Consider the following 24,904-nt stretch of genomic DNA (forward strand, 5'->3'; position numbering starts at 1 on the left):
ATGTCTGGATAACGCGCTTTGCTTACCAATCCTCTTCCTGGCCAAGAATACGCAGAATATCCTGACGATGCTGCAGCAGCAGCGGGTTATCCCGATGGCGAGGAAACGCCAGCGGCAGCGCAAACTCGACGATAATCCGCCCCGGACGCGGCGACATCACCAGTACCTTCTCGCACAGCAGCAGCGCTTCTTCAATATCGTGGGTGACCAGCAGGCTGGTATAGCCCTGCTGCTGCCACAGGGCGATCAGCTCCCGCTGCATGCTGATGCGGGTAAGCGAATCCAGCTTACCCAGCGGCTCGTCAAGCAGCAGCAGACGCGGCTCGTTCAGCAGCGCCCGCGCCAGCGCCGCACGCTGCGCCATGCCGCCGGAAAGCTGGCGCGGCCACGCCTCGCTAAACGCCTGTAGCCCAATGCGCGAAATCAACGCATCGGCCTTTGGCTCAAGCCCCTTTTTCCCCTGCGCCTGCGGCCCCAGCAGCACGTTTTGCCGTACCGTCAGCCACGGATAAAGCGTTGGATCCTGAAACACCAGAATCCGTTTGGGCCCCGGCCCACCCATTGCCGCCCCATCAATCTGAATTTGCCCGGCCTGCTGCGGCTCCAGCCCCGCCAGCAGCCGCAGCAGAGTGGATTTACCGCATCCCGAGGGGCCGAGCAGCGCGACGCTTTCTCCGGGCCGCAGCTGCAGGCTGATATTCTCCAGCACCGGTACCGCCTGTTTACCAAGAGCAAAAGCATGATGCAGATGGCTTATCGACACCGCTGCGCCGGTCGATGCCGCCTGAGAAGTGGCGTTCGCGGTTACCATTGCATCCCTCCCCGCTGCCAGCTCAGCAGCCGGTCGCGGACCATAAACAGCCCGCTAATCAGGCCGGAGCAGAGCAGCGCCATCACCAGCAGCGCCGCGTACATATTGGGATAGGCCGCCCATCCCTGCGCCCACTGCAGATAAAAACCAATACCGGATTTTACGCCGACCATTTCGGCGACGATCAGCACCGAAAAAGACGCCCCCAGCCCCATAAACAGGCCGACAAAGACGTTCGGCAGCGCGGCGGGGATCGCCACGCGCAGGATCAGGAAACGCTGGCTGGCTCCCAGGGTGCGCGCCACGTCATACCACGCTTTATCGATGCCGATAACCCCGGACCAGGTCAGTACCGTGACCGGGAACCAGGTGCTGAGTGCAATCAAAAAGACGCTGGCGCCGAAGCTTGACGGGAAGATAAACAGGCACAGCGGCAGCAGTGCGGTGGACGGCACCGGCCCCAGCAGACGCAACACCGGATGCACCCAGTAGCCGATGCGCTGGGACCAGCCGATCGCCAGCCCGCTGATAAAACCACAGCTGGTGCCCAGCAGCACCCCGAGCCCGAGCAGCCCCAGCGAATGCAGAAGACTATCGAGCAGGCGCGGCCAGTCATCGTGCAGCACTTCAATCAGTGCCTGCGGCGGCGCGAAAAACGGCACCGGCAGAAACGCCGTCTTTGCCGTCAGCCCTTCCCATATAGCAAACAGCACCGGCAGCAGCGCCAGCCATTTCCCGGCATGTTGCAACCGCGCGCCCCGCTGCCGCCAGTAGCGGTAGCTCAGCGCCAGCAGCAATAGTCCGCCGCCGATAGTCAACTGCGCCAGCGCCCAGCCTTCGCTAAACGGCCAGCGCCGCCCGGCATCGGGCCAGGCCAGCGTATACAGGCCACTCAGCAGCCACAGCGCGGCGGCCAGCCAGCCTTCCATCCATCGAGGTTTGCCGCTTGTCGGGCGCGTCAGCACCCGGTCAGGCGAATACGTTGACATAAATGCTCTCCGCAAACTGATGGGGATCGGTTCCCGGTTTAATGACCTGCACCCGCTGAAGATCCACCGCGTACTGGGTCAGTTCTTTTACGAACGCCTCGCCCACCGCGTGATGGCCGTGCCCCTGGCCGTGGAGAATGCCGCTCACTTCAGCCTCATTGGTATTCAGCGCATGGGCGAGGAAAGATTGCGCCACGCTTTCCGGATGCGCGGCGGCATAGCTGTGCGCCTCCAGAATCGCCTGAGTGAGCGCGGCGGCGGCCGGTTTATGATCGCGAGCCAGGCTACCGCTGACCCCCAGCACGCAGCAGCTCAGGTTAGCGTAATCGCCGGTCATATTGCTGGCGATAAGCTGGTACTTACCGGTTTCCAGCAGGCGATAGCTAAAGGGTTCGCTGCCGCTAATAGCGGCAATTTCGCCTTTATCCAGCGCCACGCTGAGCAGATCCGCCGGATAGACTTTCCACTGCACATCGCTGATGGGATCGATGCCGTGGCGCTTAAGCAGGATGGCAAAAAAGTTTTTATCCGGACCGGCCATGTCGGTAACACCGATGGTTTGCCCTTTCAGGCTCTCCAGGCCGCCGAACGGCGAATTTTTCGCCGTCAGCAGGTTCAGACAGCCGCCGTGGGTACCGGCGGTCAGCTTGACGTCAAAGCCCTGCTCCAGCGCCTTCAGCCAGCGCAGCGCCATTCCCACCCCGGCGCCGGCCTTGCCGGTGGCAATCGCCTCCAGCAGCACGTCCGTCGAGTTGCCGAAATTAACGAACTCGACGTCGAGATTGTATTTACTGAAGATCTTCTGCTGCTCGGCGACGGCGACCGGCGCGAGGCACACCGCGCTTTTATTGATCGCCAGCTTGATTTTGTACGGCTGCGCCAGGCGCAGGGCCGGATGTTCCTCCCCGCTCGTCATGGCCGCCATATCGTGAGCCCAAAGCGGCAGGGATGCGCTGGCCAGCGCAAGGCTGCCGGTTAAGCGTAAGAAACGACGACGGGAAAAAGCGGAGGTTATCATGGCGTCGCCTCCGTATGGGCCTGCGCGGCAGGCACGCTAAAGCCGTTATCAAAGGTCGGCGTCACGTCCAGCTTCGCGCGGATAAGCCCGTTGGCGAGATAAAAATCCGCCGTCGACTGCTGCTGGACGACCGTCTTCGCGTTCAAAGGCTGCCACTGCGACTGGCGATTGGCAAACTGCGCGCGGGCGATATCCGCCGGAAAGCGAATAATCTCCCCCAGGGTTTTACCGTAGCTATCGAGATTGGCATACGCCCAGCGCTCGGCGCCGGCCAGCCGATTGAGGTAATCCTGCAGCGCCGCGCGCTTCTGCGGGTCTTTCAGGGCATCATCGGTTGCCGCCAGGAAGGTGTTGCCCGGCAGCAACCCTTTGCCGCTGACCAGGATCTGCCCCTCGGCGGTCTTCACCAGCTGCGTGGTGTACGGCTCCCAGGTCGCCCAGGCATCAACCGAACCGTTGAGCAGCGCCACTTTGGCGTCCACCGGACCGAGAAACACCCACTGCACATCCTTTGGCGAAATGCCCGCCTGCTCCAGCGCTTTCAGCGCCACAAAGTGGCCAATCGATCCTTTACCGGTAGCGATGCGTTTGCCTTTTAAATCCGCCGCGCTTTTTAACGCGCTGCCGGGCGAGACCAGCACTGCGGTACCGGCCGGATTGCTTTTATCAACGGCGATGGCTTTGACCGGCGCGCCGTTAGCCAGCGCGAACAGCAGCGGCGCATCGCCGATGATCCCCGCATCCACCGCCCCGGCGTTGAGCGCTTCCGCCAGCGGCGCGGCGGCCGGAAACTCGGCCCATTTAATCTCGTAAGGGAGATCCTGCAGGGCATTAGCGGCCTCCAGCTGCGAACGCATACCGCCTTTTTGATCGGCGATTCGCAGGGTGATTCGCTCCTGAGCCGCCGCATAGCCGCTGAGGGCCAGCAGCAAAACTGTCCCGGCTAAAGCGGAAATATGAAGTCTGCGCATATGAATTATCCTTATTTTTGAAAAGCGTGTTTGCCGGCCGCCAGCCACGCGCTGTCGTTCTGCGGGGTGTGTACCCTTCCGCACAGCACGTTTCGATAGTGGCGCTCCAGAGGATTTTGTCGACTCAGGCCATGGTTGCCGGTCAGCTCCAGCGCCTGGTTTACCGCCTGAATGGCGTTGTCGGTAATCGTGACTTTCGCGAGATTCGCCTCATTGGTGGAAAAGCCCAGAGCCGCGGCGTTTTCCAGCAGACTGCGGTTGACCAGTAGCCATCCGTCAATCTGACCGACTTTTTCCTGCACCCGCGGCAGGCTGGAAAGCGGTTGTCCAAGGTTTCCCGGAATACGCGTAGCCAGCCACGACACCAGCCAGTCGCGGGCCGCGCGCGCGATGCTGTCGTAAATTGTCGCCAGCAGCGCCGTGTGGCGGTTAGCAAACAGGCGAAACTGTTCGGCATCCGGCGCGGGCGGCGCATCAGCGGGCCATACGTCCACCGCGTGATCAGCGGCCACCTGCACGTTGTTGAGCACCACTTCATGGCTGCCGGTTGCCCGCATCCCCAGGTGCTCCCAGCTTTTCACCACGCTGACGCCATCGCTGTCGGCAGGAACCAGCCAGGTACCGACCAGCGGCGGGCTATCGTCGCTACGGCCCCAGATGGCCAGCCAGCTCAGCCCCTCAATACCGGTGGTATAAATTTTATGGCCGTTAATCTGCCACCCTTCCGCGCCGCGGGTCGCCACCGTTTGCGGCAGACCGCCGCGCGCCGGGGAGCCCAGTTCCGGCTCCACGCGCAGGCTGTTGATCAAGCCTCCCCTGTCCACCGCATCCTGAAAAACCCGCTGGCGCAGCGGCTCGGCCCAGCGCTCGTTTTCCGCCAGCCGCAGGTGGTGGAGATACTGCATGCAGACAATCAGCGCCGTCGCCGGTTCGCCCCAGGCAATAGCGGCAATCGCCTGCTGGAGCCTGGGAAGATCGGCCCCCGCCCCGCCGTACTGCTGCGGCACGGCGAGGCTTAAAAAGCCGCGCTGGCGCAGACGGTCGATATTGTCGCGGGGAAAGTCGCCGCTGGCGTCGAGACCGGCCGCCTGCTCCGCCATCAGCTGGCGAATATCCGCGAGACGACGCGCCCAATCATCGGTAGCTGGCTCGGTCACGATACGCGCTCCGCCGCGGCGCGCAGGGTGGCTTTTTCACGGGCGATCGGCAGCAGCGCTTTCCCGTACTCCTGAGCATCATTGAGCGGATCGAAACCGCGGATCAGGAAGTTGCGTACGCCGAGGTCGTAATAATCGAGCAGCGCGTCGGCAACCTGTTCCGGGGTGCCTACCAGCGCGGTAGAGTTGTGGCCGCCGCCTACCAGCTGCGCAATTCCGGTCCACAGACGTTTATCTACCACCTTGCCCTGCGCTGCGGTGGCCTGCAGACGCTGCGCCCCGACGCTGTCGGGCTTGGCTTTGAAACCGTCTCCGCTCTGCGCCGCCCGTTCGGTGGCAACGTGCAGGATATGCTCGGCTTTTTCCCAGGCCTCCGCTTCGGTGGCGGCGATAATCGGCCGGAACGAGACGCTGAAGTCGATTTCGCGCTGATGTTTCGCCGCCTCGGCCCGCACGCGCTGGATGGTTTCCGCGGTCTGTGCCAGCGATTCCCCCCATAGCGCGAAGACGTTAGCGTGTTTACCGGCAACCGTAATCGCCGCTTCCGACGAGCCGCCGAAATAGAGAGGGATATGCGGTTTTTGCAGCGGGCGTATCGCCGACCACGCCTGCTGCGCCTGATAAAAATCATTGTCGATATCTACCGGCTGTTCGGCGGTCCAGATCTTACGGATGGTATCGAGAAAAGCGTCGGTGCGTGCATAGCGCTGGTCGTGATCGAGATAATCGCCGTCGCGGCGCTGCTCGGCGTCATTGCCGCCGCTGATGATATGCACCGCCAGCCGTCCCCCCAGCAGATGTTCAAGGGTGGCGAACTTACGCGCGGCGAGAGTTGGCGAGACAAAACCGGGACGGTGGGCCAGCAGGAAACTAATACGTTGCGTTGACAGCCCGGCCAGCGCGGTTACCAGAAATCCGTCGGGTTGATCGGACCAGTGGCCTACCAGCAGGCGGTCAAACCCGGCGGCCTGGTGGGTTTGCGCAAAACGGACGATGTAATCGCGGTCAAAAATTGGGCCGACCGGGGCGATGGTTTCCGACGACAGGCGGTGGCCGATCATGCCGAGAAACTGAATGCTCATGCAGAACTCCTTGTAGCAGGATAATGAGTGGGCCGCCGCGGCGGCGCGTTTTCATTACCCTATACACGGGCCCTTAATGAACAAAATGCATTTTTATCATATCTTAATATGCAAGATTAGCATTTATCAATATTATCTAGTTCTTTCAGTTAGATACGTTTAGCTGCTGAACGACTTTGCCGGCGAAAAAAGTCAGCGGCTGGCTTAGATTAGCCAGATTCTGCGCGTGAACCAGCCACAGATGCACCGCGGGTTGAAAATCCGTCAGCGACAATTCCGTCACCTCATCGCGCCACGGGCTGGCGGCCAGCGCGGCGCGCGGCACCAGGCCAAGCCCCAGCCCCTGCGCCACGAGGCTGATTTGCAGCTGAGCGCCGGCGGTCTCAACGTTCAGAGCTAAACGCAGCCCCTGGGACTGCAGCTCGCGAATCAGCCCGGCGCGCAGGCCGCAGCCGTCGGGATTAAGCACCCAGCCTTTTTCCGCGCAGTCGCGCAGCGCCCCGGCGCGCAGACGCCAGCTTTTGGCCGCAATCACCACGATATCCAGCGGGCACAGCAGCCGACCGCTATAGCCCTCAGCAAAGCGTTGCAGCTCAGGTCCCATCGCCAGCACGCCGTCCAGCTCGACGCTCTCAAGACGCTTTTGCAGCAGACTGCTCCAGCCACAGGTCACCTGCGGCTGGAGGGAGGGAAACTGCTGGCGCAGCGCGGCCAGCGCCGGCTGTAGCGCAATTTCCGCCACGCTCTGCGGCACCCCAAGACGCAGGATGCCGTGCGGCTCCGCCTCAGGATCTAGCAGGCCATATAACTTTTTGGTTTCCCGCTTGATGCTCAGACACTGCTCGTAAACCCGATGCCCGGCGGCGGTCAGGGTGAGCGGCCGGGTCTGACGCTCAAGCAGCGTCACGTTGAGGGTTTGCTCCAGCCGCTGAAGTCGGCGGGTTATCGCCGATTGGGTGATGCCGAGATATTCTGCCGCCTGATTAAGCGAGGAGAACTGCACGGTGGCCAGCAGGGCGTCGATATCGTCGATACGCATATAATCCTTAATGTGATTTTTGCATATTAATATATGCGGAAATTGCATTTTAATTATATTAACGCCTTTGCTAGCGTAAAGACCAGTCCCGACAACAGGAAGCGACCATGACTGTACCGCGAGTGGCAAAATTACGTCAGTTTATTCACGATCTTGATGCCCTGCATCGCGAATTTGCCGAAGAGCCAGCCCTGCTCGATGCCGTGACCCTGCGCCTGGCCGAGCTGGTGAAAAAAGATGACTGGCTGCCGGAGGAGTACACCCTGCCGCATCCCCACCACTATCAGCAGTACCTGCTGCATGCCGATTCCGGACAGCGATTCTCCATTGTCAGCTTCGTCTGGGGGCCGGGGCAATCGACGCCGATTCACGATCATCGGGTGTGGGGCGCCATCGGCATGCTGCGCGGCGCGGAGGAGAATCAGCGCTACCGCCTGGACGATCGCGGCCAGCCGGTGGTCAGCGGCGTTGCCGAACGCCTCTCCCCCGGCGAAGTGGAAAAAATCTCTTCCCGCGACGGCGATATTCACCGGGTGAGCAACGCCCTCGCGGATAGCGTCTCAATCAGTATTCACGTTTACGGCGGCAATATCGGCGGTGTCAGGCGCGCGGTTTATACCCCGGAAGGCCTCGTCAAACCTTTTGTCTCCGGCTACTCCAATCGCCACTTACCCAATATCTGGGATCTCTCAAAGGATAATTAATATGCCCACCTGTTCTTATCGCCCTGCCGCCCAGCTGCGCCAGGCGCTGCTCGACGGCGCGGAGCTGGCGCTGATCGACGTTCGCGAAGAGGCCGAATTTGCCCGCAGCCATCCGCTGTTTGCCGCCAATCTGCCGCTCAGCAAGCTGGAGCTGGATATTTTTCGCCGCGTACCGCGCCTGACGACGCCGATTACCGTCTATGACGGCGGCGAAGGTCTGGCGGAACTGGCCGTCAAGCGCCTGCTGAGCTGGGGTTATCAGGATGTCGCGCTGCTGGAAGGTGGCCTCTCAGGTTGGCAGCGCAGCGGCGGGGAACTGTTTCAGGATGTGAATTCGCCGAGCAAAGCCTTCGGCGAGCTGGTAGAGAGCGAACGACATACCCCCTCGCTGAGCGCCGAGGAAGTGAAGACGCTGCTCGATAGCCCACAGGAAGTGGTTATCGTCGACGCGCGGCGCTTCGATGAGTATCACACCATGAATATTCCCGGCAGCATCAGCGTGCCCGGCGGGGAGCTGGCGCTGCGTATTGAGAGTCTGCTCCCTTCGCCACAGACCCCGGCGATCGTCAACTGCGCGGGGCGCACGCGCAGTATTATCGGCACGCAGTCGCTGCGCAACGCCGGTTTGCCCAATCCGGTCTATGCATTGCGCAACGGCACCATCGGCTGGACCTTAGCCGGGCTTGACCTTGAGCACGGCCAGCAGCGGCGCTACGACGCCGATTCTCGCGCCTCGGCCGAACGCACGGCGGCGGTGAGACAGCTGGCGGAGCGCGCCGGCGTCGCCTTTATAGATAGCCAGACCCTTCAGCGCTGGCTGCGGCAGCCCGCACGCACCACTTACCTGTTCGACGTCCGCAGCCCGGAGGAGTACGCCGCAGGCCATCTGCCGCAGAGCGTCAGCGCCCCCGGCGGGCAGCTGGTGCAGGAAACCGACCATTTCGCCAGCGTGCGCGGCGCGCGCATCGTGCTGATTGCCGATGACGAGATACGCGCGCCGATAACGGCGTCCTGGCTGGCGCAGATGGGCTGGGAGGTAGCGGTTTTGCGCGACGCGCGCCTGGAAGATTTTAGCGAGCGCGGTACTCCCGCAGGCCGCGTACCGCCGGGTCCACAGGTGGAGGAGATATCTGCGCAGCAGCTGGCGGAACAGCTGCGGGAAGCGGGTACCGTGGTGCTGGACTTTACCACCAGCGCCAACTATGTCGCCCGGCATATACCGGGCGCTTACTGGCTGATACGTTCGCAGCTGCGCGAGGCGCTGGAGGTTATTCCCTCCGCCAAACGTTACGTTGTCACCTGCGGCAGCAGCCTGCTGGCCCGCTACGCGGTACCTGAAGTGGCGGCATTAACCGGTAAACCGGTGCAGCTGCTGAGCGGCGGCACGCTGGCATGGATTGACGCCGGGCTGGCGCTGGAGCATGGCGAAACGCATCTGGCGACGCCGCGCAGCGATCGCTATCAGCGTCCGTATGAGGGCACCAATAACTCTCCGGCGGCAATGCAGGCCTACCTCGACTGGGAATTCGGCCTGGTTGAACAGCTGAAGCGCGATGGCACCCACGGGTTTAAAGTATTGTGATTTCCCCCCGCTCGCGCTGCGCTTAGCGAGGCTACAGGAGCACCGCCGTTTGCGGGCCGGGATGGCACCGTGCCGGACCAGGGCTCCCCGCTTGCGCTGCGCTTAGCGGGGCTACAGGATCACCGCCGATTGCGGGCCGGGATGGCACCGTGCCGGACCAGGACTCCCCGCTTGCGCTGCGCTTAGCGGGGCTACAGGATAACCGCCGTTTGTGGGCCGGTAGCCCGGGCAAGGCGCGGCTTTATCGCGCCGCCCCCGGGAATTTCTCGGCACCTGCGGAATCAGAGCTCCGGAGTGGTTTTAAAGCCCATCAGCATCAGCATCGGCTCCTGCGCCGTGCCCGCCGGGTCGAAATGATAGCGGTTACCCTGGCGGTCGCCGCCGATATACCACGAAATCTCGGTTTTACCTTCAGCCAGCGCTTTACGTACTGCTTTATCGACGTCGACCATCCGGTATTCCCGCTTGTAGTTGAGGTATAGCGATGCATCCGCGCTGTAGCTGCAGGACGGACGATGATTCCAGGTCACGCTGCTGGCGCTCCAGTCGTTGTTCGCCGGGTAGAAAAAAATCTGATCCGCGCCGTTGGTTTCCACTTTTCCACCGTAGATCCGCAGCTGGTATTTAAACAGCGAAGCGTCCTGTCCCTGCGGCAGCGGCGGGATCGGGAATTTCACCAGCGTCATGGTTTCCGGGTTATGCGTGCGCCCGCCGTTTTTCCAGTTGTCGCTCACCGTCAGGTTTTCCGGGGCGGCATGGGTCACCGTCGGCTCGGCGCTGTCCACCAGCGCGTTCTCCTCAACCGTTGTGAAGCCATACGGTACCGCGCTACCGCAGTCGATCCCTTTATTCATGCAGCGCTCGGTCATATAGCGCGCACCGTCGACCGTCCAGCCATTCATAAAATCCGCATGGGCGGTATAGATACTGCCCCAGCGCTCCTCGCGTACACCGCCGTTCATTACCGGGTCCATCGACAGCTGAACTTTCGCGGTATCCAACGACTGAATCTGCGGCAGAACGTAAGCGATGTTCATATTCACCGTTGGAACTTTTACCGGATAATCAGCCGGACAGGCGCCGTTCACATCGTACGTCGCGTTGCTATGTCCGTGACCAGGTTTCAGATTGACGCCATCCCAGCAGTCGGGGAACTGAATACCGATATTAAACTGCACCGCATCTCCCGCTTTACGCACTCCGCAGACTTCGCCGGCTTTATTGGTGTAGCCCTTGCCGTTAGCGCACAAAAACGTAATCCGCGAGCCGGGAGCCGAGCCGTGATGGTCGCCCGCCAGCAGTTCAAGGCCAGCCGGGAACGGATGCAGCGGATACTGCTCCACGCTGCTCGTCTGATAGTAGGTTTTCTGATAAGCCGGTGTCACCACCTGCCCATCCGGCAACCTCATCGACGGAGCCCAGTAGGCGGAGCTGTCGGCTTTATTATCGCAGGTCGTTTCCGGCTGGTCGCGCAGCGTCTGATAGGTGGACACCGCGTCGGTATGGGTATTGCCAAAAAAATCATGCCACATAGCCTGATTCGGCTTGCCGAACATCATAATGGCGTCATCGCCCAACGTATGGTGATAAGCGCAGACCACGTGGGCCTGCGGGCCGGCATGAGCTGAAAACGCGCCGGCAGCCAGCAGCGGCGCGAGAGTTAAAGCGAACGGGTTCAATTTCATTTTGCACTCCTCCTTGTTTGAAGGAGTGCAGAGATAGCAGGCGCCCGGCGATGTTACACATCATCAAACATCATTTCGCCTCATCGGTCCGCCCATCAGGCTCGCGCATAATCCATGAGTACTGAAACGACTTTGGCGCCGGGAAATGCGTACGCCGGCGAAAAGACCCCAGCAGCTGCGGCGTGCAGTAGGTGCAGCTCCCCAGTCACTCCATGTTTTCCTCCGGCACCCCCGCGCTGCGCAGCAGGAGATGGGCAAAGGCCCGCAGATCGAACCAGACATTGTCGCCCCCGCTCGCTTGCGCTTGCTCCCCCTGCGACGCCGCCTGACGGGGCAGGAAAAGCTGTTCCCGATGGCGTTTTACTAGCTCGCCCGCGGGCATCGCCAGCAGTGAATGATAAAAATCGCTGGAGACTTCATAGCAGCAGGGGTGAATATGCGGCCCGCTCACCACCACCAGGTCTTGCGGGGCGACGTGATAACGCTGAAACAGCGCGAGGCTATTTTCAATGATCCCGCTAGCCGCACCGCGCCAGCCGGCGTGGACGCTGCAGATATAGCGTCCGTCCCGCGAAGCCATCAGCAGCGGCAGACAGTCGGCGGTCACCACGCCCATTTTCTGCCCGCGGATCGCAGTAAACATCGCATCGGCGTGGGGTCGTTCCGCCTGCAGCGCCCGATATTCATGCACGATGTTGCTGTGAACCAGTTTAACCGGCGCCATTTCGCTATAGGGAAAGGCGGCGGTTTCATGCACGTCGAGGAAGGCATAGCGGATGCCGGGGATATCGCTTAATAAACGGGAGGTAAAAGACATGATGCCCGGAAGAATCAGTGGATGATGATTTAACCTATGCCAAAGTGGAGAGATGCGCAAGGCGGCTCCCCGGCTCGCGCTGCGCTTAGCCGGGCTACAATTTGCCTCCATCCCCAGCGGGCCGGTAGCCCGGGCAAGGCGCGGGTTTACCGCGCCGCCCCCGGGAATAGACGAAAATGCTCAGGCCAGCGCGGCGCGCTTTTGGCGGTTCATCAGCCAGAACACCGCCACGCCTGCCAGCAAAATGCCGGGCGCGGAAGCGGCCATCACGCCAACCGTGCCGGTGCCCAGCGCCAGCATTTTTCCGGCCAGCAGCGGTCCGCTCATCGCGCCGAGACGACCAATCGCTACGGCGGTCCCCACCCCCGTAGCGCGGATTTCAGTGCGGTAGAACAGCGGGGCCAGCGCATAAAGCACGCTCTGTCCGCCGGTGGCAAACAGCCCGGCGACAAAGCCGGAGAAGAGCATTGTAGTCAGCGATGTCGCGGTGCCTAACGCCAGCAAAGACGCCAGCATACCGCTGTAGATCAGCAGCGACATCCAGAGCGGGCTGAGCTTATCCATCAGGGAACCCAGCATCAGCGTGCCGCAGGCGGCGCCAAACTGCAGGACAAACATCACTCCCGCCGCCTCGCTGGAGCTGAATCCCTGGCCGACGAGTAGCATCGGCAGCCAGTTAATCAGCATATATACCACCAGCAGCGTGAAGAAGTAGCACACCCACAGCAGCAGAGTGGCGGTAGCGTTGCCCGGCGCAAGGAGCATACGCAGCGGCACGGCCTGCGCGCTGCGCTGAAAAACCTGCGATTCCGGCAGCCAGCGCATCAGCAACGGTACAAGCAGCAGCGGAACGATACCGCCGACCCAGAACACCGTTTGCCAGGCCGTAGCCAGACCGAAAAATCCCAGCGCCGCCGCCAGCGCCGCGCCGATAGGGACGCCGCAGTACATCAGGCTCACCGCCCTGCCGCGAAAGCGATGGCCAGCGGCCTCAGAGGTTAAGGCAATCAAATTCGGCAGCGCCGCGCCCAGGCCGACGCCGGTTAGCAGACGCGCCAGCAGCAGCGTCGGGTAGTTCCACGCCAGGGCGGTGGCAATTGAAAACAGGCCGAAGAGCATCACCGAGCCCAGCAGAATACGCTTGCGCCCGTAGCGATCCGCCAGGATGCCGCCCACCAGCGCACCGGGCAGCAGGCCGAGGATCCCGGCGCTGAAAATCCAGCCCATCTGCATTTTATCGAGCGCGAACGCCTGCGCCATGCCGACGGCGGCGATGCCCGCCGCCTGTAGATCCAGCCCTTCCATCAGGGCCACCATAAAACAGAGCCCGACGGTTAACATCAGGCGCGAATTGCTTGCAGTAGTTGTCTTAGTCATAGGGTACCTTTGCGATATCCGGACAAACGGAGCAGGTGAATGGCGGCTGATTCATTGCCAGCCGCGCGTTTCTTTGATTTATTTATTACGATTCAGCAGGTCCAGCGCAACGTCGACGATCATATCCTCCTGACCCCCAACCATCCGCCGCTTGCCCAGTTCGACAAGAATATCTACCGCGCTCAGGCCGTAGCGCTCCGCGGCCACTTCGCTGTGACGGAGGAAGCTGGAGTAAACCCCGGCATAACCCAGCGCCAGCGTTTCACGGTCAACCCGCACCGGGCGATCCTGCAGCGGCCGCACCAGCTCATCGGCGGCGTTCATCAGAGCATAAAGGTCGGTGCCATGGTTCCAGCCTAGTTTGTCAGCGGCGGCGATGAACACCTCCAGCGGTGCGTTGCCCGCACCGGCCCCCATTCCCGCCAGGCTGGCGTCGATACGGTCGCAGCCCTCTTCCACCGCGGCGATAGAGTTGGCAACGCCGAGGCTCAGGTTATGGTGCGCGTGCATCCCGGTGGCGGTTTCCGGCTTAAGCACCGCTTTGAGAGCGCGGAAACGATCGCGAATATCGTTCATATTCATCGCTCCGCCGGAATCGACCACGTAGATACAGGTCGCGCCGTAGGACTCCATCTTCAGCGCCTGCTGCGCCAGCTGTTCAGAGGTGGTCATATGGCTCATCATCAGGAAGCCAACGGTGTTCATTCCCAGCTCGCGGGCAAAGGCAATATGCTGAGCGGAAACATCCGCCTCGGTGCAGTGGGTCGCCACCCGCACTACCCGCGCCCCGGCCTGATACGCATTTTTCAGGTCGTGCAGAGTACCGATGCCGGGCAACAGTAACGTGGCGATTTTCGCCTGGCTGACCGACTCCGCCGCCGCTTCAATCCACTCCAGATCGCTGTGCGCGCCGAAGCCGTAGTTAAAGCTGGAACCTTGCAGGCCATCGCCGTGGGCCACTTCTATTGAGTCGACGCCAGCGCTGTCCAGCGCGCGGGCTATCTGGCGCACATTGTCGAGCGAGTACTGGTGGCGAATCGCGTGCATCCCGTCACGCAGGGTCACGTCTGAGATATAGAGTTTTTTGCCGTTCATGCTGCTTCTCCCGCCGTACCGTTCATCGCCTGGGCCATTTTCTCCGCCGTCGCCAGCGCCGCCGAAGTCATAATATCGAGGTTGCCGGCATAGGCTGGCAGATAGTGCGCCGCCCCTTCGACCTCAAGGTAAATCGCCGTTTTCAGGCCGGAAAAACGGCCAACGCCCGGCAGATTCACCGGTTTATCTTGCGGAATCACTTCAAACTGCACCTGCTGTTTCAGGCGATATCCCGGCACGTAGGCCTGCACCGCCGCCGCCATCTCCTCTATCGAAGCGGTAATTTCCTGCTGTGAGGCTGCTTCGCTCAGAACATAAACGGTATCACGCATCATCAGCGGCGGTTCTGCCGGGTTGAGCACAATAATCGCTTTGCCTTTTTCCGCCCCGCCCACTTTCTCAATAGCCTGCGAGGTAGTTTCGGTGAACTCATCGATGTTGGCGCGCGTTCCCGGGCCGGCGGATTTGCTGGCAATCGAGGCGATAATTTCCGCGTAGTGTACTTTCGCGACTCGAGAGACCGCCGCCACCATCGGGATCGTCGCCTGGCCGCCGCAGGTCACCATATTGACGTTGCCCTGGGCAAGGTTAGCCTCCAGATTGACTACCGGGACACAGTACGGACCGATGGCCGCCGGGGTCAGGTCAATAACGCGGATCCCCGGTTTAGCTTCGCGCAGCGCGGCGTCGTTTTTCACATGCGCCCCGGCGCTGGTGGCGTCAAAAACAAAATCGATATCGGCGAATTCGGCCATCTGCATCAGGCCGCCAACGCCTTCGTGAGTGGTGGCAACGCCCATGCGCCGTGCGCGGGCCAGCCCGTCGGATTCAGGGTCGATACCGACCATTACCGCCATCTCCAGATGCTGACCGTGGCGCAGAATTTTGATCATTAAATCGGTGCCGATATTGCCGGAGCCGATAATGGCGACTTTACGTTTACTCATGACTGCCTTCTCCCTGGGCAACAAACGTCGCCGCCACTGAACCTAACCCATCGATATGGGCTTCAAAACGATCGCCGGCGTTAATCGCCACCATTGGGCCTAACGCCCCGGTCAGCACGATATCGCCCGCCCGCAGCGGTTCGCCGAGGCTGGCCATTTTGCGCGCCAGCCACACCGCCGCGTTCAGCGGATGGCCAAGGCATTCGCTGCCGCGCCCGCTGGAAACCTCTTCCTGGTTACGGGTCATACGCATGGTGCAGTTTTTCAGATCCAGCCCCTCCGGACGCAGCGCCGGACTACCAAGCACGTATACGCCGCAGGAAGCGTTATCGGCTACCGTATCGACAAAGCCAATCGACCAGTCGCGAATACGGCTGCCGACAACCTCCAGCGCGGGCAGCACCCAGTCGATAGCGGCGTACAGTTCATCAAAGGTGGTATCGGCATGCGGCAGATCGTGTTTAAGCACTAGCGCGATTTCAGCCTCAACCTTAGGCTGCAGCACCCGGGAGAACGGCACATCGGCATTATCGCCGTAGCACATATCGGCAAACAGAGTGCCGAAGTCCGGCTGGTCAACGCCCAGCTGCTTCTGCACTTTAGGATGGGTCAGCCCCACCTTACGCCCTACCACCCGGCGACCATGCGCCACGTGGTGCTGCACGTTAATCCGCTGGATAGCGTAGGCCGCTTCCGCGTTATCAATGCCGAGAATATCGCGCAGCGGTTCTATTGCCTGGCCTGCAGCTTCCGCTTCACGCAGACGCTGTGCCAGTTGTTCATGAGATAACGTCGTCATCGTAATTCCTCAGGTACGCGCCAGAAAATCGAGCACCAGCTGGTTGAAGCTCTCCGCGTGTTCCCACTGCGCCCAGTGGCCGCAGTCGCGATAGATATGCAGTTCGGAACCGTTAATGCCCGCCAGCAGGCGCAGCCCGGTATCCATTGGTACAAAGCGATCGTTACGCCCCCAGACAATCAGCGTTTGGGCGCGGATTTCGCCGAGACGCGGACTAAAATCCGGGAACTGTTTCGGGTTCGCTTCAAGACTTTTAACGAAGTTATCCAGGTGATCCTGGCGCGACAACATATTGTTGAGACGCGCTTCGAACAGGGCTTCGGTCAGATCGCTGGTATCGAAAACAAAGATATTCATCATCTTCTTCAGGTTTTCGATGGTTGGTTCACGGTACAGAGCGTTCAGCAGCTTGATGCCTTCCGTCGGCATTGGCGTGAACAGACTCATACCGCCGGTTCCGCCGCCCATCAGCACCAGTTTGCCGACGCGCTCCGGCCAGGTCAGGGTGAAAGCCACCGCGCTGTGACCGCCCATGGAGTTGCCCAGCAGATGTACTTTGCTGATATCCAGCTGGTCGACGACGCTTTTCAGCACCCGGGCGTTCAGGTCGGAACGTGAGCCGCTATTGACGATAGAATCGCTTTTCCCCCAGCCGGGGCAGTCCAGCAGAATAACCCGATAACCCGCCTCCACCAGCGGGTCGATATTGCGGCTAAAGTTGGCCCAGCCCGTCGCGCCGGGACCTGAACCGTGCAGCATGACTACGGTTTCCTCACCCTGGCCGCAGTCATTAAAGTGGATACGTAATGTCTCTCCGTTCTCCTCAACGTTGAGAAAACGGCTGGTAGCAGCTTCGGTTTGTGGTTGATAGCTCATTGTGTTCTCCCTTTTATTCAGTTTTGCGAGGCGGCGCTCAGCGAGCCAAATCCGGCGATCCACTCGGGGATAGGTCGGTAATAGCGGCCTTCGCAGCGCCAGCTGCCAAAAGCGGATAGCGCGGCAAAGGCGGCCACCCAGGTTTTAATTTCGTGCGTTGATTTACCGGCCATTGCCGATAGCTCTTCGTTACTGACGGCGTCCAGCTCCGCCAGCCGCCCCTGCTCCAGCAGGCTCATAAAGCGGTTGTCCCAGACGGGGTTGAGCGGATAGAGCGAATTCTGGTCTTCGGTAAACAGCTTCGCCGCGTTAATCACCCGCTGTTGACGAAGTTCGCGTTCGTCCGGCGGCAGCTGTTTGCCGCTGCCCAACAGCCGGTCGCGCATATGCGCATCGGCCTTCGCCAGCTCTGGTACCGGCGGCTGATGCGATAGCCCGCCGGAGCCAAGAATTAAGACCCGCTTATTGAGGGTGCTAAGGAAGCGGCCGATGGCTTCACCCAGCATGCGGGTACGCTGAAAGCCCGGCAGCGGCAGCGCGACGCTGTTGATAAATACCGGCAGAACCGGCAGCTTATCCAGCCCACCGAGCAGGAACTCCAGCGGCTGCGCAAAGCCGTGGTCCACCTGCATGCAGTAAGAAACCGCCAGATCGATGCCATCCTTCATTACCGCATGGGCGCAGGCCTCTGCCAGCGCCGTCGGCACCGGCAGAACGCCGCTGGCGCTGCTGAAGTCGCCAATAGAGGTCGCCCCGATGCCTAAACAGAATGACGGCATCACGTCGTAGAAAAAGCCGTTGTAGTGGTCTGGAGCGAACAGCACCACCAGCTCCGGGTCGAAGGCGGCAATGCGCGCCCGCGCGTCGGCGATGGTGCCGTTAACTTCGTCCAGCACCGCCTGCTCCGGGTCAACGTATCCCACCAGCGGGGTATGCGAGAGACAATGAAGATAAGCATTCATATCAAGCCACCTGTTCAATAGTTTCTGCGACTTGCGCGGAGGCCAGCTGCATCTTGCTTGCCAGGGCGTCGAGCTTTTTGCTCAGCGTCTGCGGAATTGCCACGGTGGCGACGAAACGGTCCGGACGCACCACGGCAATGGCGGTATCGTGCTGAGCAAACCAGCTTTTCAGGCGGTTTTGCGTATCGCCGACGCGGATCACCCCAGGCACGTTGTCCTGGTCGCAATGAATTTGTACCTCCGGTACCACCTGAATAAACCGCACCCCGACGGCGCTCCAGCGGGCGATCTGCTCATCGTTGAGTCCCCACTTCGGATTGCAGCCCCAGGCGATAATGGCAAAATTAGCGCCAATTACCTCATCCAGCAGCGTGACCCGGCCGTTCTCAAGCGTGACCTTCGGCTGAATAAACATTTTGCCTACCGGCGAGGTTTTGCTTTCTCCTTCCGCCAGCAGCGCGCCCTCGCGGTACTGCGGCATCGGCTTAAAGCGCATTTCAAGGAAGTAGCGTTTAACCGGCGGCAGATAGTTGAGCATCCATGAGATACCGTCGCGCACCGCGCCGTGCCAGCGTTTCGGCGGCGCAAGAACGTTGCCGGCGGTCACCGACAGATCAATCATCGCTTTAGCATGATCGCGCCGCTCCTGCTGATAGCTGTCCAGCAGCCCCTCTCCGGCTTTGCCGTTCACCACCAGCGCCAGTTTCCACGCCAGGTTGAAGGCATCGCGCATGCCGCTGTTGTAACCCTGTCCCTGCCAGACCGGCATAATGTGCGCGGCGTCGCCCGCCAGCAGAACGCGATCGACGCGGAAACGTTCGGCGATACGCGCGTTATGGGTGTAGACGCGCTGACGGATCAGCTCGACGTTATCCGGGTCCGGCAACACTTTGCTCAACAGCTGGCGCATATTGTGCGGCTCGCTAAGCTGGGCCTCGGTTTCGCCGGGCATGACCATAAATTCAAAGCGACGTACGCCGTGCGGCAGCGCGGCGGAGACATACGGGCGCACCGGGTCGCAGCACAGGTAGACGTGCGGGGTGGCGAGCGGGTCGTTGGCGATATCGATAACGATCCACTGGTTCGGCGCGGTTTTACCTTCGAAGGGAATATTCAGCGTGCGGCGAATCAGGCTCGCTCCGCCGTCGCAGGCCACCAGCCAGTCGGCGCGTACGGTTTCATGTTCACCGTCGCTACCTTTAAGGTTTAACGTGACGTTGTCACCGCTCTGGGTAAAGGCTTCCACTTCACGGGAAAACAGGCAGCGCACGTTGGGGAAGCGGCTAAGGCCTTCGTACAGCACCCCATCAACCTGGGGCTGAATGAACGCGTTACGGCGCGACCAGCCAAACTCGTCGGTCATCGGCTGGATATCGGCAAAACAGCGCCCTTTCGGAGTGAGGAAGCGCATCGCGTGCCACGGCGTAGTGTGCGGCAGCACGTTATCCACCAGCCCTACCGCCTGCATCGCCCGCAGCGCTTCATCATCGATCCCGATGGCGCGAGGATAATCGATCAGCGACTCCAGCTTTTCAATCAACAGCACGCTTACGCCCATCTGTCCGAGATAGTTGGCAATCGTCAGGCCTACCGGACCTGCTCCGGCAATCGCGACCTGAGCGGTGTGCTGTACGGCGGGTTGGATATCAGGATTAGATGTTGTCATTTTCAAAACCTCACGCTGCGGACAACTGCCGTGATGGGGAAATCTCAATACGGCCAGTTGTTAACTAAATGTGAATATATTTTTATAGTGAGGTCAGTATAGAGTTGCTAATTTGCGCTACAATCAAAACATCATCGAATGTGCACCAGGTGCACATGGTTGTTTAGACTACTTTTTACCGAGGGAAAATGGACGCGAACAGGACGGCAGATTATAAAAGCGTGCGTGGGTTAAGCCGGGGCTTAATGTTATTAAATCTGTTAAATAAATTCGACGGAGGCGCGACGGTTGGGACTCTGGCCGAGTTTAGCGGCCTGCATCGCACGACGGTCAGGCGGCTACTGGAAACGCTGCAGGATGAGGGATACGTACGCCGCAGCCGCTCGGATGACAGCTTTCGATTGACGATTAAAGTTCGTCAGTTAAGTGAGGGATTTCGTGACGAACATTGGATTTCTGCCCTCGCCACCCCGCTGCTTGGCGAGCTCTTGCGGGAGGTTTTGTGGCCTACCGACATCACGACTCTTGATGTGGATGCCATGGTGGTGCGCGAAACTACCCACCGCTTCAGCCGTCTCTCCTTCCACCGGGCGATGGTCGGCCGCCGCCTGCCGCTGCTGCTGACCGCCTGCGGTTTAACCTGGCTGGCCTTCGCCCCAGAACATGAACGCAACTCACTCATTGAGATGCTGGCCGCGCGGCCGGAAGCGGAGTATCAGCTGGCGCGAGAACCGGAAAAGCTGGCCGCCATCCTCGAACGTACCCGACATAATGGCTACGGTGAAAACTTTCGCGGCTGGCAGCAGGAGGAGAAAATTGCCTCTATCGCCGTCCCGGTACGCCGCCAGCAGAGGGTTATCGGCTGCCTGAACCTGGTGTATATGGCTAAAGCGATGAGCATCGACCAGGCCGTACAAAAGTATCTCGCCTCGCTGCAAAAAGTCGCCAGCCAGCTTGAAGAGCGCATGGCTGACGAAGAGGTTTTTTACGAATAGCCCTGTAAACAGGTGGCTGACCGTGGCGTTCATCACCTACGATGCGCCACGGCGACGATCCCGCAGAACCCCAATCCAGGATCCCGGTGTGATGCTGAAACTACGCAGCAGCGCTAAAAGAAGGGGTTATAAAAATAATCGCTACCAACCGATCAATATAGCGTTCGATGACCCGGACCCAGGACGCCTCAGTAGCGAATTTCCGCCAGTTCGCGTAGCTGTTCAGGGGTCGCCACCGGCAGATTAAAGAAACGCAGGTAGGCCGGGATCATTTCAAACAGCATATCGGTACCGCGTTGAATGGGGCAGCCCGCCGCCTGTGCCGCCAGCAGTAAGGGAGTGTACTCCTGAGCCATCACCACTTCGCCGACAAAGGTTCCTGGCGTCAGGCGTTGAGGGTCCAGCGGCAGCGGATCGCCCTCTTTCATCCCCAGCGGCGTCGCGTTGACGACCAGATCGTGCCCCTGCGGGTCGCGTTGCATCAGGGTGATATTCAGTCGTGGGTAGTGTTGAAGCAAACGCCCGGCCAGCGCTTCAGCCGTCTGTGAGCAGGTATCGTATAGCGTCAGCGCGCTAACGCCCGCCGCTGCCAGCGAAGCGGCAATGGCCGATCCAACGCCGCCGCTGCCCACTACCAGCGCTCGCGCGCCGTGTGTATCGAAACCTTTACGCTTAATCCCAAGGACAAAACCTTCGCCGTCAAACATATCGCCGCTTAATGAGCCATCGGCTTCAGGGCGAATTGCGTTACAGGCGCCCGCAATCGCCGCCGTCGGACTAATATGCTGCACCAGCCCGCAGGTGGCGATTTTGTGCGGCATGGTAACCAGGGCGCCGATAATATTGGTCATCTTAAACAGCATCGGCACAAAGGTGGCGTAATCCTCAGGCTTCACGCCCATCGGCACCACCTTGGCATCCACCTGCCGATGAACAAACCACGGGTTATAGATCATCGGCGCTTTAAATTTTGCGGTCGGGTAGCCAAGATGCGCTATCAGCCGCGTGTTCCCACTAATCACCATTCCCAGCTCCTTGTTACTGCGAAAGCTCGATACGCTTTACGTCGCCCAAAATGAACACATATGCCGCCACGCCCAGCAGGGCTGCGCCGCCGATATAAACAAGCGCATAGAAGAAGTTGCCGGAGGCCGCGACGATGAAACCAATGATTAGCGGCGTCAGGATCCCGGCAAGGTTAGCGCAGAAGTTGAATAAGCCGCCGGTCAGACCGCCCAGGCCTTTCGGCGCGATATCGGAGATTAACGTCCAGCCCAGACCCACCATCCCCTGCCCGAAGAAGGCGAACGACATCACCATAATCACCGCCAGATCGCTGGTCAGCCAGTTGGCGGAGATAATCGTACTCGCCATCAGCAGACCGGCGATAATCGGCAGCTTACGCCCGAGGTTCGCTGAGCCGGTGGCTTTCAGCAGCTTATCGGAAACCCAGCCGCCAAACATCACCCCGCCCGCCGCCGCGAGAAACGGCATAATGGCGAAGAAGCCGACTTTAATCCACGGCATATGGCGCTCGGTGGCCAGATAGGTCGGGAACCAGGTGAGAAAGAAGACCAGCACCGTATTACCGGCAAACTGTCCGATGCTGGCGCCGAGGATCTGCCGTTTGGCCAGCAGCTGGCGAATCAGCGGCCAGCTAAAGGCGGTATGCTGCTCCGCGCCGGTCGACATCCCGCCGCCGTTAATAATGTGCTCGCGCTCCAGCTGATTGAGCTGCCGATCCTCATGCGGCTCGCGATAGCAGCGCCACCAGACGATAGCAAACAGCACTCCGGCTGCGCCGACGCTAATAAACAGCGCGCGCCAGCCAAAGCTGCCCATTATCCAGAACAGCAGCGGTGAAAAGCAGGCCAGTCCGAGATATTCACCCACGGTATAGACCGCCGTCGCCTTCGCGCGCTCCTGCTGCGGGAACCAGGCGCTAACCACCCTGCTGTTCACCGGGAAACATGGCGCTTCGCTGACCCCGAGGCCAAAACGGCACAGCAGCAGAGATTTCAGGCCAACCGCCATCCCGTGGAACATGGTAAATAGCGACCACAGGGTCAGCGCCAGAAAATAGGTGACTTTATTGCCAAAGCGGTCAAGAAAGATGCCTCCGGGGATCTGCGCCAGAGCATAGGTCCATGCAAAAGCGGAGAAGACGATGCCCATTACAGCAGCATCAATCCCCAGCTCAGCGGTCAGCTGCGGCGCGGCGATACCCAGCACCGTACGGTCGAGATAGTTGATCATTGTGCCGACGGCCAGTAGCGCAAGTATACCGATACGCCGCCGGGATGGCCGCACTCCGGACGCGGCGCCCGCCGTCGTCTGGTTATGGCTATAAGAGTTCATAGTCGTTTCCTGTCATAGGGTACAGATAAGCGTTGTTATTGTGATTGCGCCGTTGCGTTGTGAACCATCTGCTACATTACAAGGTGTACTGCATTGCTGACAAGCGTACAGCTGCATTTACAGCACCATAAAGTGCGTAACCGTTGCGTCGCTCGGTTAACTCAAAGAAAAAGCGGCCCGCCGAGAATGGCCGGGTATAGAGGTGCAGGAACTCACCGCCGTTTCCGTCACGATCGTAAAGGATTTGGTGACTTTTCAGCAGATTGACGCTATCGGCGTCGCCAAAACGTGCCAGCAAATCGTCATAATAGTTCGCCGGGATCGGCAGCGCGTCGACGGCAACCTGCGGCAGGCTTTCAACAACGGAAGGCAAATGGTGACAGGCAAAAGCCGCGTGCTGTAAACCGGCCCCCTGGTAACAGGCTACCGAGCGGGCAATTTGCGTGGCGCGACTTTGTGAAATATTGAGCGCGAGGCGAATATCTCCCTGCGGGCTGCGTACCGCCAGGCTGCGCACCAGCCCATACGGATCGGGCAGCGTTTGCTCATGCTCAAGCGTAAAGCCAAATACGGTACGGAAAAAAATAATCCAGTTATCGCGGCTATCCGCTTCCATGCCGAGGGCCAGATGATCGACTCCCCAATAATCTTCACGCGGCGTACAATCGGGGCGCAGATTAAAATCGCGGGTGTAGATATCGTCGCCTGTCTCAATCAGATAGATAAGGCTGCCGTCAGGCGCGCAAATCGCCGGGATTGGGCTTTCGTTCGGCCCGGCATCTCCCTGCCAGGTGGCGTAGCCGTATGCGCGGGCGCGTTCTACAATCGCCGCGCTCTGGCTGACGCGCAGCGCCATGGCGCAGAGTGAAACACCGTGGCGCTGGTGAAAATGGTCGGCCCAGCTGTGCGGCTGGGCGTTAACCACCACGCGCGCTCCACCGTTGCGCCAGAGTGAAACGCGTTTTGTGCGATGCGTTCCCTCCTCGGCAAAGCCGAGCTGCGTCAGTCTTTGCCCAAGCTCGCTGGCTTGCGCCGGACTGGCGGCAAACTCGATAAATTCCAGACCGGCGCAGACGGGCAGCTGCGCGGGGTTAAACAGCGGCGCGCCGCTTTCCGGCAGCCGCTGACGGACCTGCTCTTCCAGCCACAGCAGCGAGCGATAGCCGTCTTTCGCGGTCGCTCCGTTGGGTGAGGCGCGGAAACTGTCGTTAAAGATTTCCAGCGACCATGGCCCGCGATAGCCGCGGCGCGTCAGTTCGCTGGCAAAATCCACCAGCGGCAGCTGCCCCTGCCCTGGAAAACAGCGAAAATGCCGGCTCCATTCGAGGATATCCATTTTCATCAGCGGCGCGTCGGCCATCTGGACAAAAGTGATTTTCTCCAGCGGAACGTCCGCCAGCCGCTGCAGGGTATCGCCGCGCGCCAGAATGTGGAAACTATCAAGCACGATGCCCAGCGCAGGACTGTTGACGCTTTTGACTCGCTCCCAGGCCTGGTGCCAGCGGTTAACGTGGGTACCCCACGCCAGCGCCTCGTAGCCGATAGTGATGCGTTCCTGCTCCGCCAGTTCAGCCAGGGCGCGCAGGTCGGCGACCTGCAGTTCAACATCGGCGGAACAGTCCGGCTGGACGTTACTGCACAGCAGCATGGTGTCGCAGCCCAGTTCATGCATGAGCGCAAATTTGCGCCTGGCGCGTTCCATATTCGCCGCGAACTGACTGCGGCTGGCGCCTTCAAAATCACGAAATGGTTGAAAAAGCGTGATTTTTAGCCCTAAATCTGTCGCCAGATGACGGATATCGGCCGGTGTACCGGTATAATAGAGCAGATCGTTTTCGAAAATTTCGACGCCCTGATAGCCCGCAGCGGCAATGGCATGAAGCTTTTCGGGTAAGGTGCCGGAGATCGAAACGGTGGCGATGGAGCGCAGCATAGTATCCTCGTGTCATTTGCTGACGTAGTGACCTGAATATG

Annotated in this window: 20 protein-coding genes and 2 pseudogenes; 3 read left to right on the top strand and 19 right to left on the bottom strand. The window is 60.3% G+C overall.

Annotated elements, in window-relative coordinates:
- Nucleotides 1-22 precede the first annotated feature (22 nt).
- From GJ746_RS14500 to GJ746_RS14530, 7 genes and pseudogenes are all read right to left on the bottom strand, one after another.
- Complete coding sequence (locus GJ746_RS14500; protein WP_154680844.1) at nucleotides 23-811, bottom strand: ABC transporter ATP-binding protein; 789 nt, start codon at nucleotides 809-811, stop codon at nucleotides 23-25.
- Nucleotides 805-1,800 (bottom strand): ABC transporter permease, encoded by a 996-nt coding sequence (locus GJ746_RS14505; RefSeq protein ID WP_154680845.1) that lies wholly within the window; start codon nucleotides 1,798-1,800, stop codon nucleotides 805-807. Before GJ746_RS14505 ends, GJ746_RS14500 begins: the two co-directional genes overlap by 7 nt.
- Entirely contained in the window at nucleotides 1,781-2,818 is a 1,038-nt protein-coding gene (locus tag GJ746_RS14510; protein WP_154680846.1) for an ABC transporter substrate-binding protein, read from the bottom strand. The genes GJ746_RS14505 and GJ746_RS14510 overlap by 20 nt, the downstream gene beginning before the upstream one ends.
- The gene (locus GJ746_RS14515; protein WP_154680847.1) at nucleotides 2,815-3,789 is read right to left on the bottom strand and encodes an ABC transporter substrate-binding protein; all 975 of its coding nucleotides are present in this window, start codon (nucleotides 3,787-3,789) and stop codon (nucleotides 2,815-2,817) included. The genes GJ746_RS14510 and GJ746_RS14515 overlap by 4 nt, the downstream gene beginning before the upstream one ends.
- Nucleotides 3,790-3,800: 11 nt before the next feature.
- The gene (locus tag GJ746_RS14520) at nucleotides 3,801-4,889 is read right to left on the bottom strand and encodes an acyl-CoA dehydrogenase family protein (protein WP_227852813.1); all 1,089 of its coding nucleotides are present in this window, start codon (nucleotides 4,887-4,889) and stop codon (nucleotides 3,801-3,803) included.
- Nucleotides 4,890-4,923: 34 nt separating this feature from the next.
- Nucleotides 4,924-6,028, bottom strand: a pseudogene (locus tag GJ746_RS14525) (LLM class flavin-dependent oxidoreductase).
- A gap of 145 nt (nucleotides 6,029-6,173) precedes the next feature.
- Nucleotides 6,174-7,067 carry a LysR family transcriptional regulator gene (locus GJ746_RS14530; RefSeq protein ID WP_154680850.1) on the bottom strand — a complete coding sequence of 298 codons (894 nt, stop codon included), beginning with the start codon at nucleotides 7,065-7,067 and terminating at the stop codon, nucleotides 6,174-6,176.
- Nucleotides 7,068-7,174: 107 nt separating this feature from the next.
- Here GJ746_RS14530 and GJ746_RS14535 point away from each other — a divergent pair, with 107 nt between their 5' ends.
- Nucleotides 7,175-7,771, top strand: a complete 597-nt coding sequence (locus GJ746_RS14535; protein ID WP_154680851.1) for a cysteine dioxygenase — start codon at nucleotides 7,175-7,177, stop codon at nucleotides 7,769-7,771.
- A 1-nt stretch (nucleotide 7,772) separates the two neighbouring features.
- Complete coding sequence (locus GJ746_RS14540; protein WP_154680852.1) at nucleotides 7,773-9,353, top strand: rhodanese homology domain-containing protein; 1,581 nt, start codon at nucleotides 7,773-7,775, stop codon at nucleotides 9,351-9,353.
- 281 nt (nucleotides 9,354-9,634) lie between these two features.
- On the opposite strand, the gene GJ746_RS14545 is transcribed toward GJ746_RS14540, so the two are convergent.
- The 9 genes and pseudogenes from GJ746_RS14545 to GJ746_RS14585 form a co-directional block, all read right to left on the bottom strand.
- Entirely contained in the window at nucleotides 9,635-11,038 is a 1,404-nt protein-coding gene (locus GJ746_RS14545; RefSeq protein WP_154680853.1) for a DUF1996 domain-containing protein, read from the bottom strand.
- A gap of 70 nt (nucleotides 11,039-11,108) precedes the next feature.
- Nucleotides 11,109-11,855, bottom strand: a pseudogene (locus GJ746_RS14550) (polyphenol oxidase family protein).
- 180 nt (nucleotides 11,856-12,035) lie between these two features.
- The gene (gene mhpT, locus GJ746_RS14555) at nucleotides 12,036-13,232 is read right to left on the bottom strand and encodes a 3-(3-hydroxy-phenyl)propionate transporter MhpT (RefSeq protein WP_154680854.1); all 1,197 of its coding nucleotides are present in this window, start codon (nucleotides 13,230-13,232) and stop codon (nucleotides 12,036-12,038) included.
- A gap of 78 nt (nucleotides 13,233-13,310) precedes the next feature.
- Nucleotides 13,311-14,327: a 4-hydroxy-2-oxovalerate aldolase gene (gene mhpE, locus GJ746_RS14560; protein ID WP_154680855.1), complete on the bottom strand. Its 1,017-nt coding sequence runs from the start codon at nucleotides 14,325-14,327 to the stop codon at nucleotides 13,311-13,313.
- Entirely contained in the window at nucleotides 14,324-15,274 is a 951-nt protein-coding gene (gene mhpF / locus GJ746_RS14565) for an acetaldehyde dehydrogenase (RefSeq protein ID WP_154680856.1), read from the bottom strand. Before mhpF ends, mhpE begins: the two co-directional genes overlap by 4 nt.
- Entirely contained in the window at nucleotides 15,267-16,073 is an 807-nt protein-coding gene (gene mhpD / locus GJ746_RS14570) for a 2-keto-4-pentenoate hydratase (protein WP_154680857.1), read from the bottom strand. Before mhpD ends, mhpF begins: the two co-directional genes overlap by 8 nt.
- Before the next feature lie 9 nt (nucleotides 16,074-16,082).
- Nucleotides 16,083-16,949, bottom strand: a complete 867-nt coding sequence (gene mhpC, locus GJ746_RS14575) for a 2-hydroxy-6-oxonona-2,4-dienedioate hydrolase (protein ID WP_154680858.1) — start codon at nucleotides 16,947-16,949, stop codon at nucleotides 16,083-16,085.
- 17 nt (nucleotides 16,950-16,966) lie between these two features.
- Nucleotides 16,967-17,911, bottom strand: coding sequence for a 2,3-dihydroxyphenylpropionate/2,3-dihydroxicinnamic acid 1,2-dioxygenase (gene mhpB, locus GJ746_RS14580; protein ID WP_154680859.1), 945 nt, complete (start codon nucleotides 17,909-17,911; stop codon nucleotides 16,967-16,969).
- A 1-nt stretch (nucleotide 17,912) separates the two neighbouring features.
- A complete protein-coding gene (locus tag GJ746_RS14585; RefSeq protein WP_154680860.1) occupies nucleotides 17,913-19,577 on the bottom strand; it encodes a bifunctional 3-(3-hydroxy-phenyl)propionate/3-hydroxycinnamic acid hydroxylase in 1,665 nt (554 codons plus the stop codon).
- Nucleotides 19,578-19,765: 188 nt separating this feature from the next.
- Here GJ746_RS14585 and GJ746_RS14590 point away from each other — a divergent pair, with 188 nt between their 5' ends.
- Nucleotides 19,766-20,572, top strand: coding sequence for a DNA-binding transcriptional regulator (locus GJ746_RS14590; RefSeq protein WP_154680861.1), 807 nt, complete (start codon nucleotides 19,766-19,768; stop codon nucleotides 20,570-20,572).
- A gap of 188 nt (nucleotides 20,573-20,760) precedes the next feature.
- On the opposite strand, the gene GJ746_RS14595 is transcribed toward GJ746_RS14590, so the two are convergent.
- From GJ746_RS14595 to GJ746_RS14605, 3 genes are all read right to left on the bottom strand, one after another.
- Nucleotides 20,761-21,597: a shikimate dehydrogenase family protein gene (locus GJ746_RS14595; protein ID WP_154680862.1), complete on the bottom strand. Its 837-nt coding sequence runs from the start codon at nucleotides 21,595-21,597 to the stop codon at nucleotides 20,761-20,763.
- 13 nt (nucleotides 21,598-21,610) lie between these two features.
- Nucleotides 21,611-22,930 (bottom strand): MFS transporter, encoded by a 1,320-nt coding sequence (locus GJ746_RS14600; RefSeq protein WP_154680863.1) that lies wholly within the window; start codon nucleotides 22,928-22,930, stop codon nucleotides 21,611-21,613.
- Between the two features lie 76 nt (nucleotides 22,931-23,006).
- Nucleotides 23,007-24,863 (bottom strand): bifunctional sugar phosphate isomerase/epimerase/4-hydroxyphenylpyruvate dioxygenase family protein, encoded by a 1,857-nt coding sequence (locus tag GJ746_RS14605; RefSeq protein ID WP_154680864.1) that lies wholly within the window; start codon nucleotides 24,861-24,863, stop codon nucleotides 23,007-23,009.
- Nucleotides 24,864-24,904 lie beyond the last annotated feature (41 nt).

The organism is Klebsiella oxytoca, from assembly GCF_009707385.1.
Classification (GTDB): domain Bacteria; phylum Pseudomonadota; class Gammaproteobacteria; order Enterobacterales; family Enterobacteriaceae; genus Klebsiella; species Klebsiella oxytoca_C.

Bases quoted from the DNA above. Each gene is read 5' to 3' on its own strand.
- GJ746_RS14500 (WP_154680844.1), bottom strand. From the start codon at position 811: ATGGTAACCGCGAACGCCACTTCTCAGGCGGCATCGACCGGCGCAGCG.
- GJ746_RS14505 (WP_154680845.1), bottom strand. From the start codon at position 1,800: ATGTCAACGTATTCGCCTGACCGGGTGCTGACGCGCCCGACAAGCGGC.
- GJ746_RS14510 (WP_154680846.1), bottom strand. From the start codon at position 2,818: ATGATAACCTCCGCTTTTTCCCGTCGTCGTTTCTTACGCTTAACCGGC.
- GJ746_RS14515 (WP_154680847.1), bottom strand. From the start codon at position 3,789: ATGCGCAGACTTCATATTTCCGCTTTAGCCGGGACAGTTTTGCTGCTG.
- GJ746_RS14520 (WP_227852813.1), bottom strand. From the start codon at position 4,889: ATGGCGGAGCAGGCGGCCGGTCTCGACGCCAGCGGCGACTTTCCCCGC.
- GJ746_RS14530 (WP_154680850.1), bottom strand. From the start codon at position 7,067: ATGCGTATCGACGATATCGACGCCCTGCTGGCCACCGTGCAGTTCTCC.
- GJ746_RS14535 (WP_154680851.1), top strand. From the start codon at position 7,175: ATGACTGTACCGCGAGTGGCAAAATTACGTCAGTTTATTCACGATCTT.
- GJ746_RS14540 (WP_154680852.1), top strand. From the start codon at position 7,773: ATGCCCACCTGTTCTTATCGCCCTGCCGCCCAGCTGCGCCAGGCGCTG.
- GJ746_RS14545 (WP_154680853.1), bottom strand. From the start codon at position 11,038: ATGAAATTGAACCCGTTCGCTTTAACTCTCGCGCCGCTGCTGGCTGCC.
- mhpT (WP_154680854.1), bottom strand. From the start codon at position 13,232: ATGACTAAGACAACTACTGCAAGCAATTCGCGCCTGATGTTAACCGTC.
- mhpE (WP_154680855.1), bottom strand. From the start codon at position 14,327: ATGAACGGCAAAAAACTCTATATCTCAGACGTGACCCTGCGTGACGGG.
- mhpF (WP_154680856.1), bottom strand. From the start codon at position 15,274: ATGAGTAAACGTAAAGTCGCCATTATCGGCTCCGGCAATATCGGCACC.
- mhpD (WP_154680857.1), bottom strand. From the start codon at position 16,073: ATGACGACGTTATCTCATGAACAACTGGCACAGCGTCTGCGTGAAGCG.
- mhpC (WP_154680858.1), bottom strand. From the start codon at position 16,949: ATGAGCTATCAACCACAAACCGAAGCTGCTACCAGCCGTTTTCTCAAC.
- mhpB (WP_154680859.1), bottom strand. From the start codon at position 17,911: ATGAATGCTTATCTTCATTGTCTCTCGCATACCCCGCTGGTGGGATAC.
- GJ746_RS14585 (WP_154680860.1), bottom strand. From the start codon at position 19,577: ATGACAACATCTAATCCTGATATCCAACCCGCCGTACAGCACACCGCT.
- GJ746_RS14590 (WP_154680861.1), top strand. From the start codon at position 19,766: ATGGACGCGAACAGGACGGCAGATTATAAAAGCGTGCGTGGGTTAAGC.
- GJ746_RS14595 (WP_154680862.1), bottom strand. From the start codon at position 21,597: ATGGTGATTAGTGGGAACACGCGGCTGATAGCGCATCTTGGCTACCCG.
- GJ746_RS14600 (WP_154680863.1), bottom strand. From the start codon at position 22,930: ATGAACTCTTATAGCCATAACCAGACGACGGCGGGCGCCGCGTCCGGA.
- GJ746_RS14605 (WP_154680864.1), bottom strand. From the start codon at position 24,863: ATGCTGCGCTCCATCGCCACCGTTTCGATCTCCGGCACCTTACCCGAA.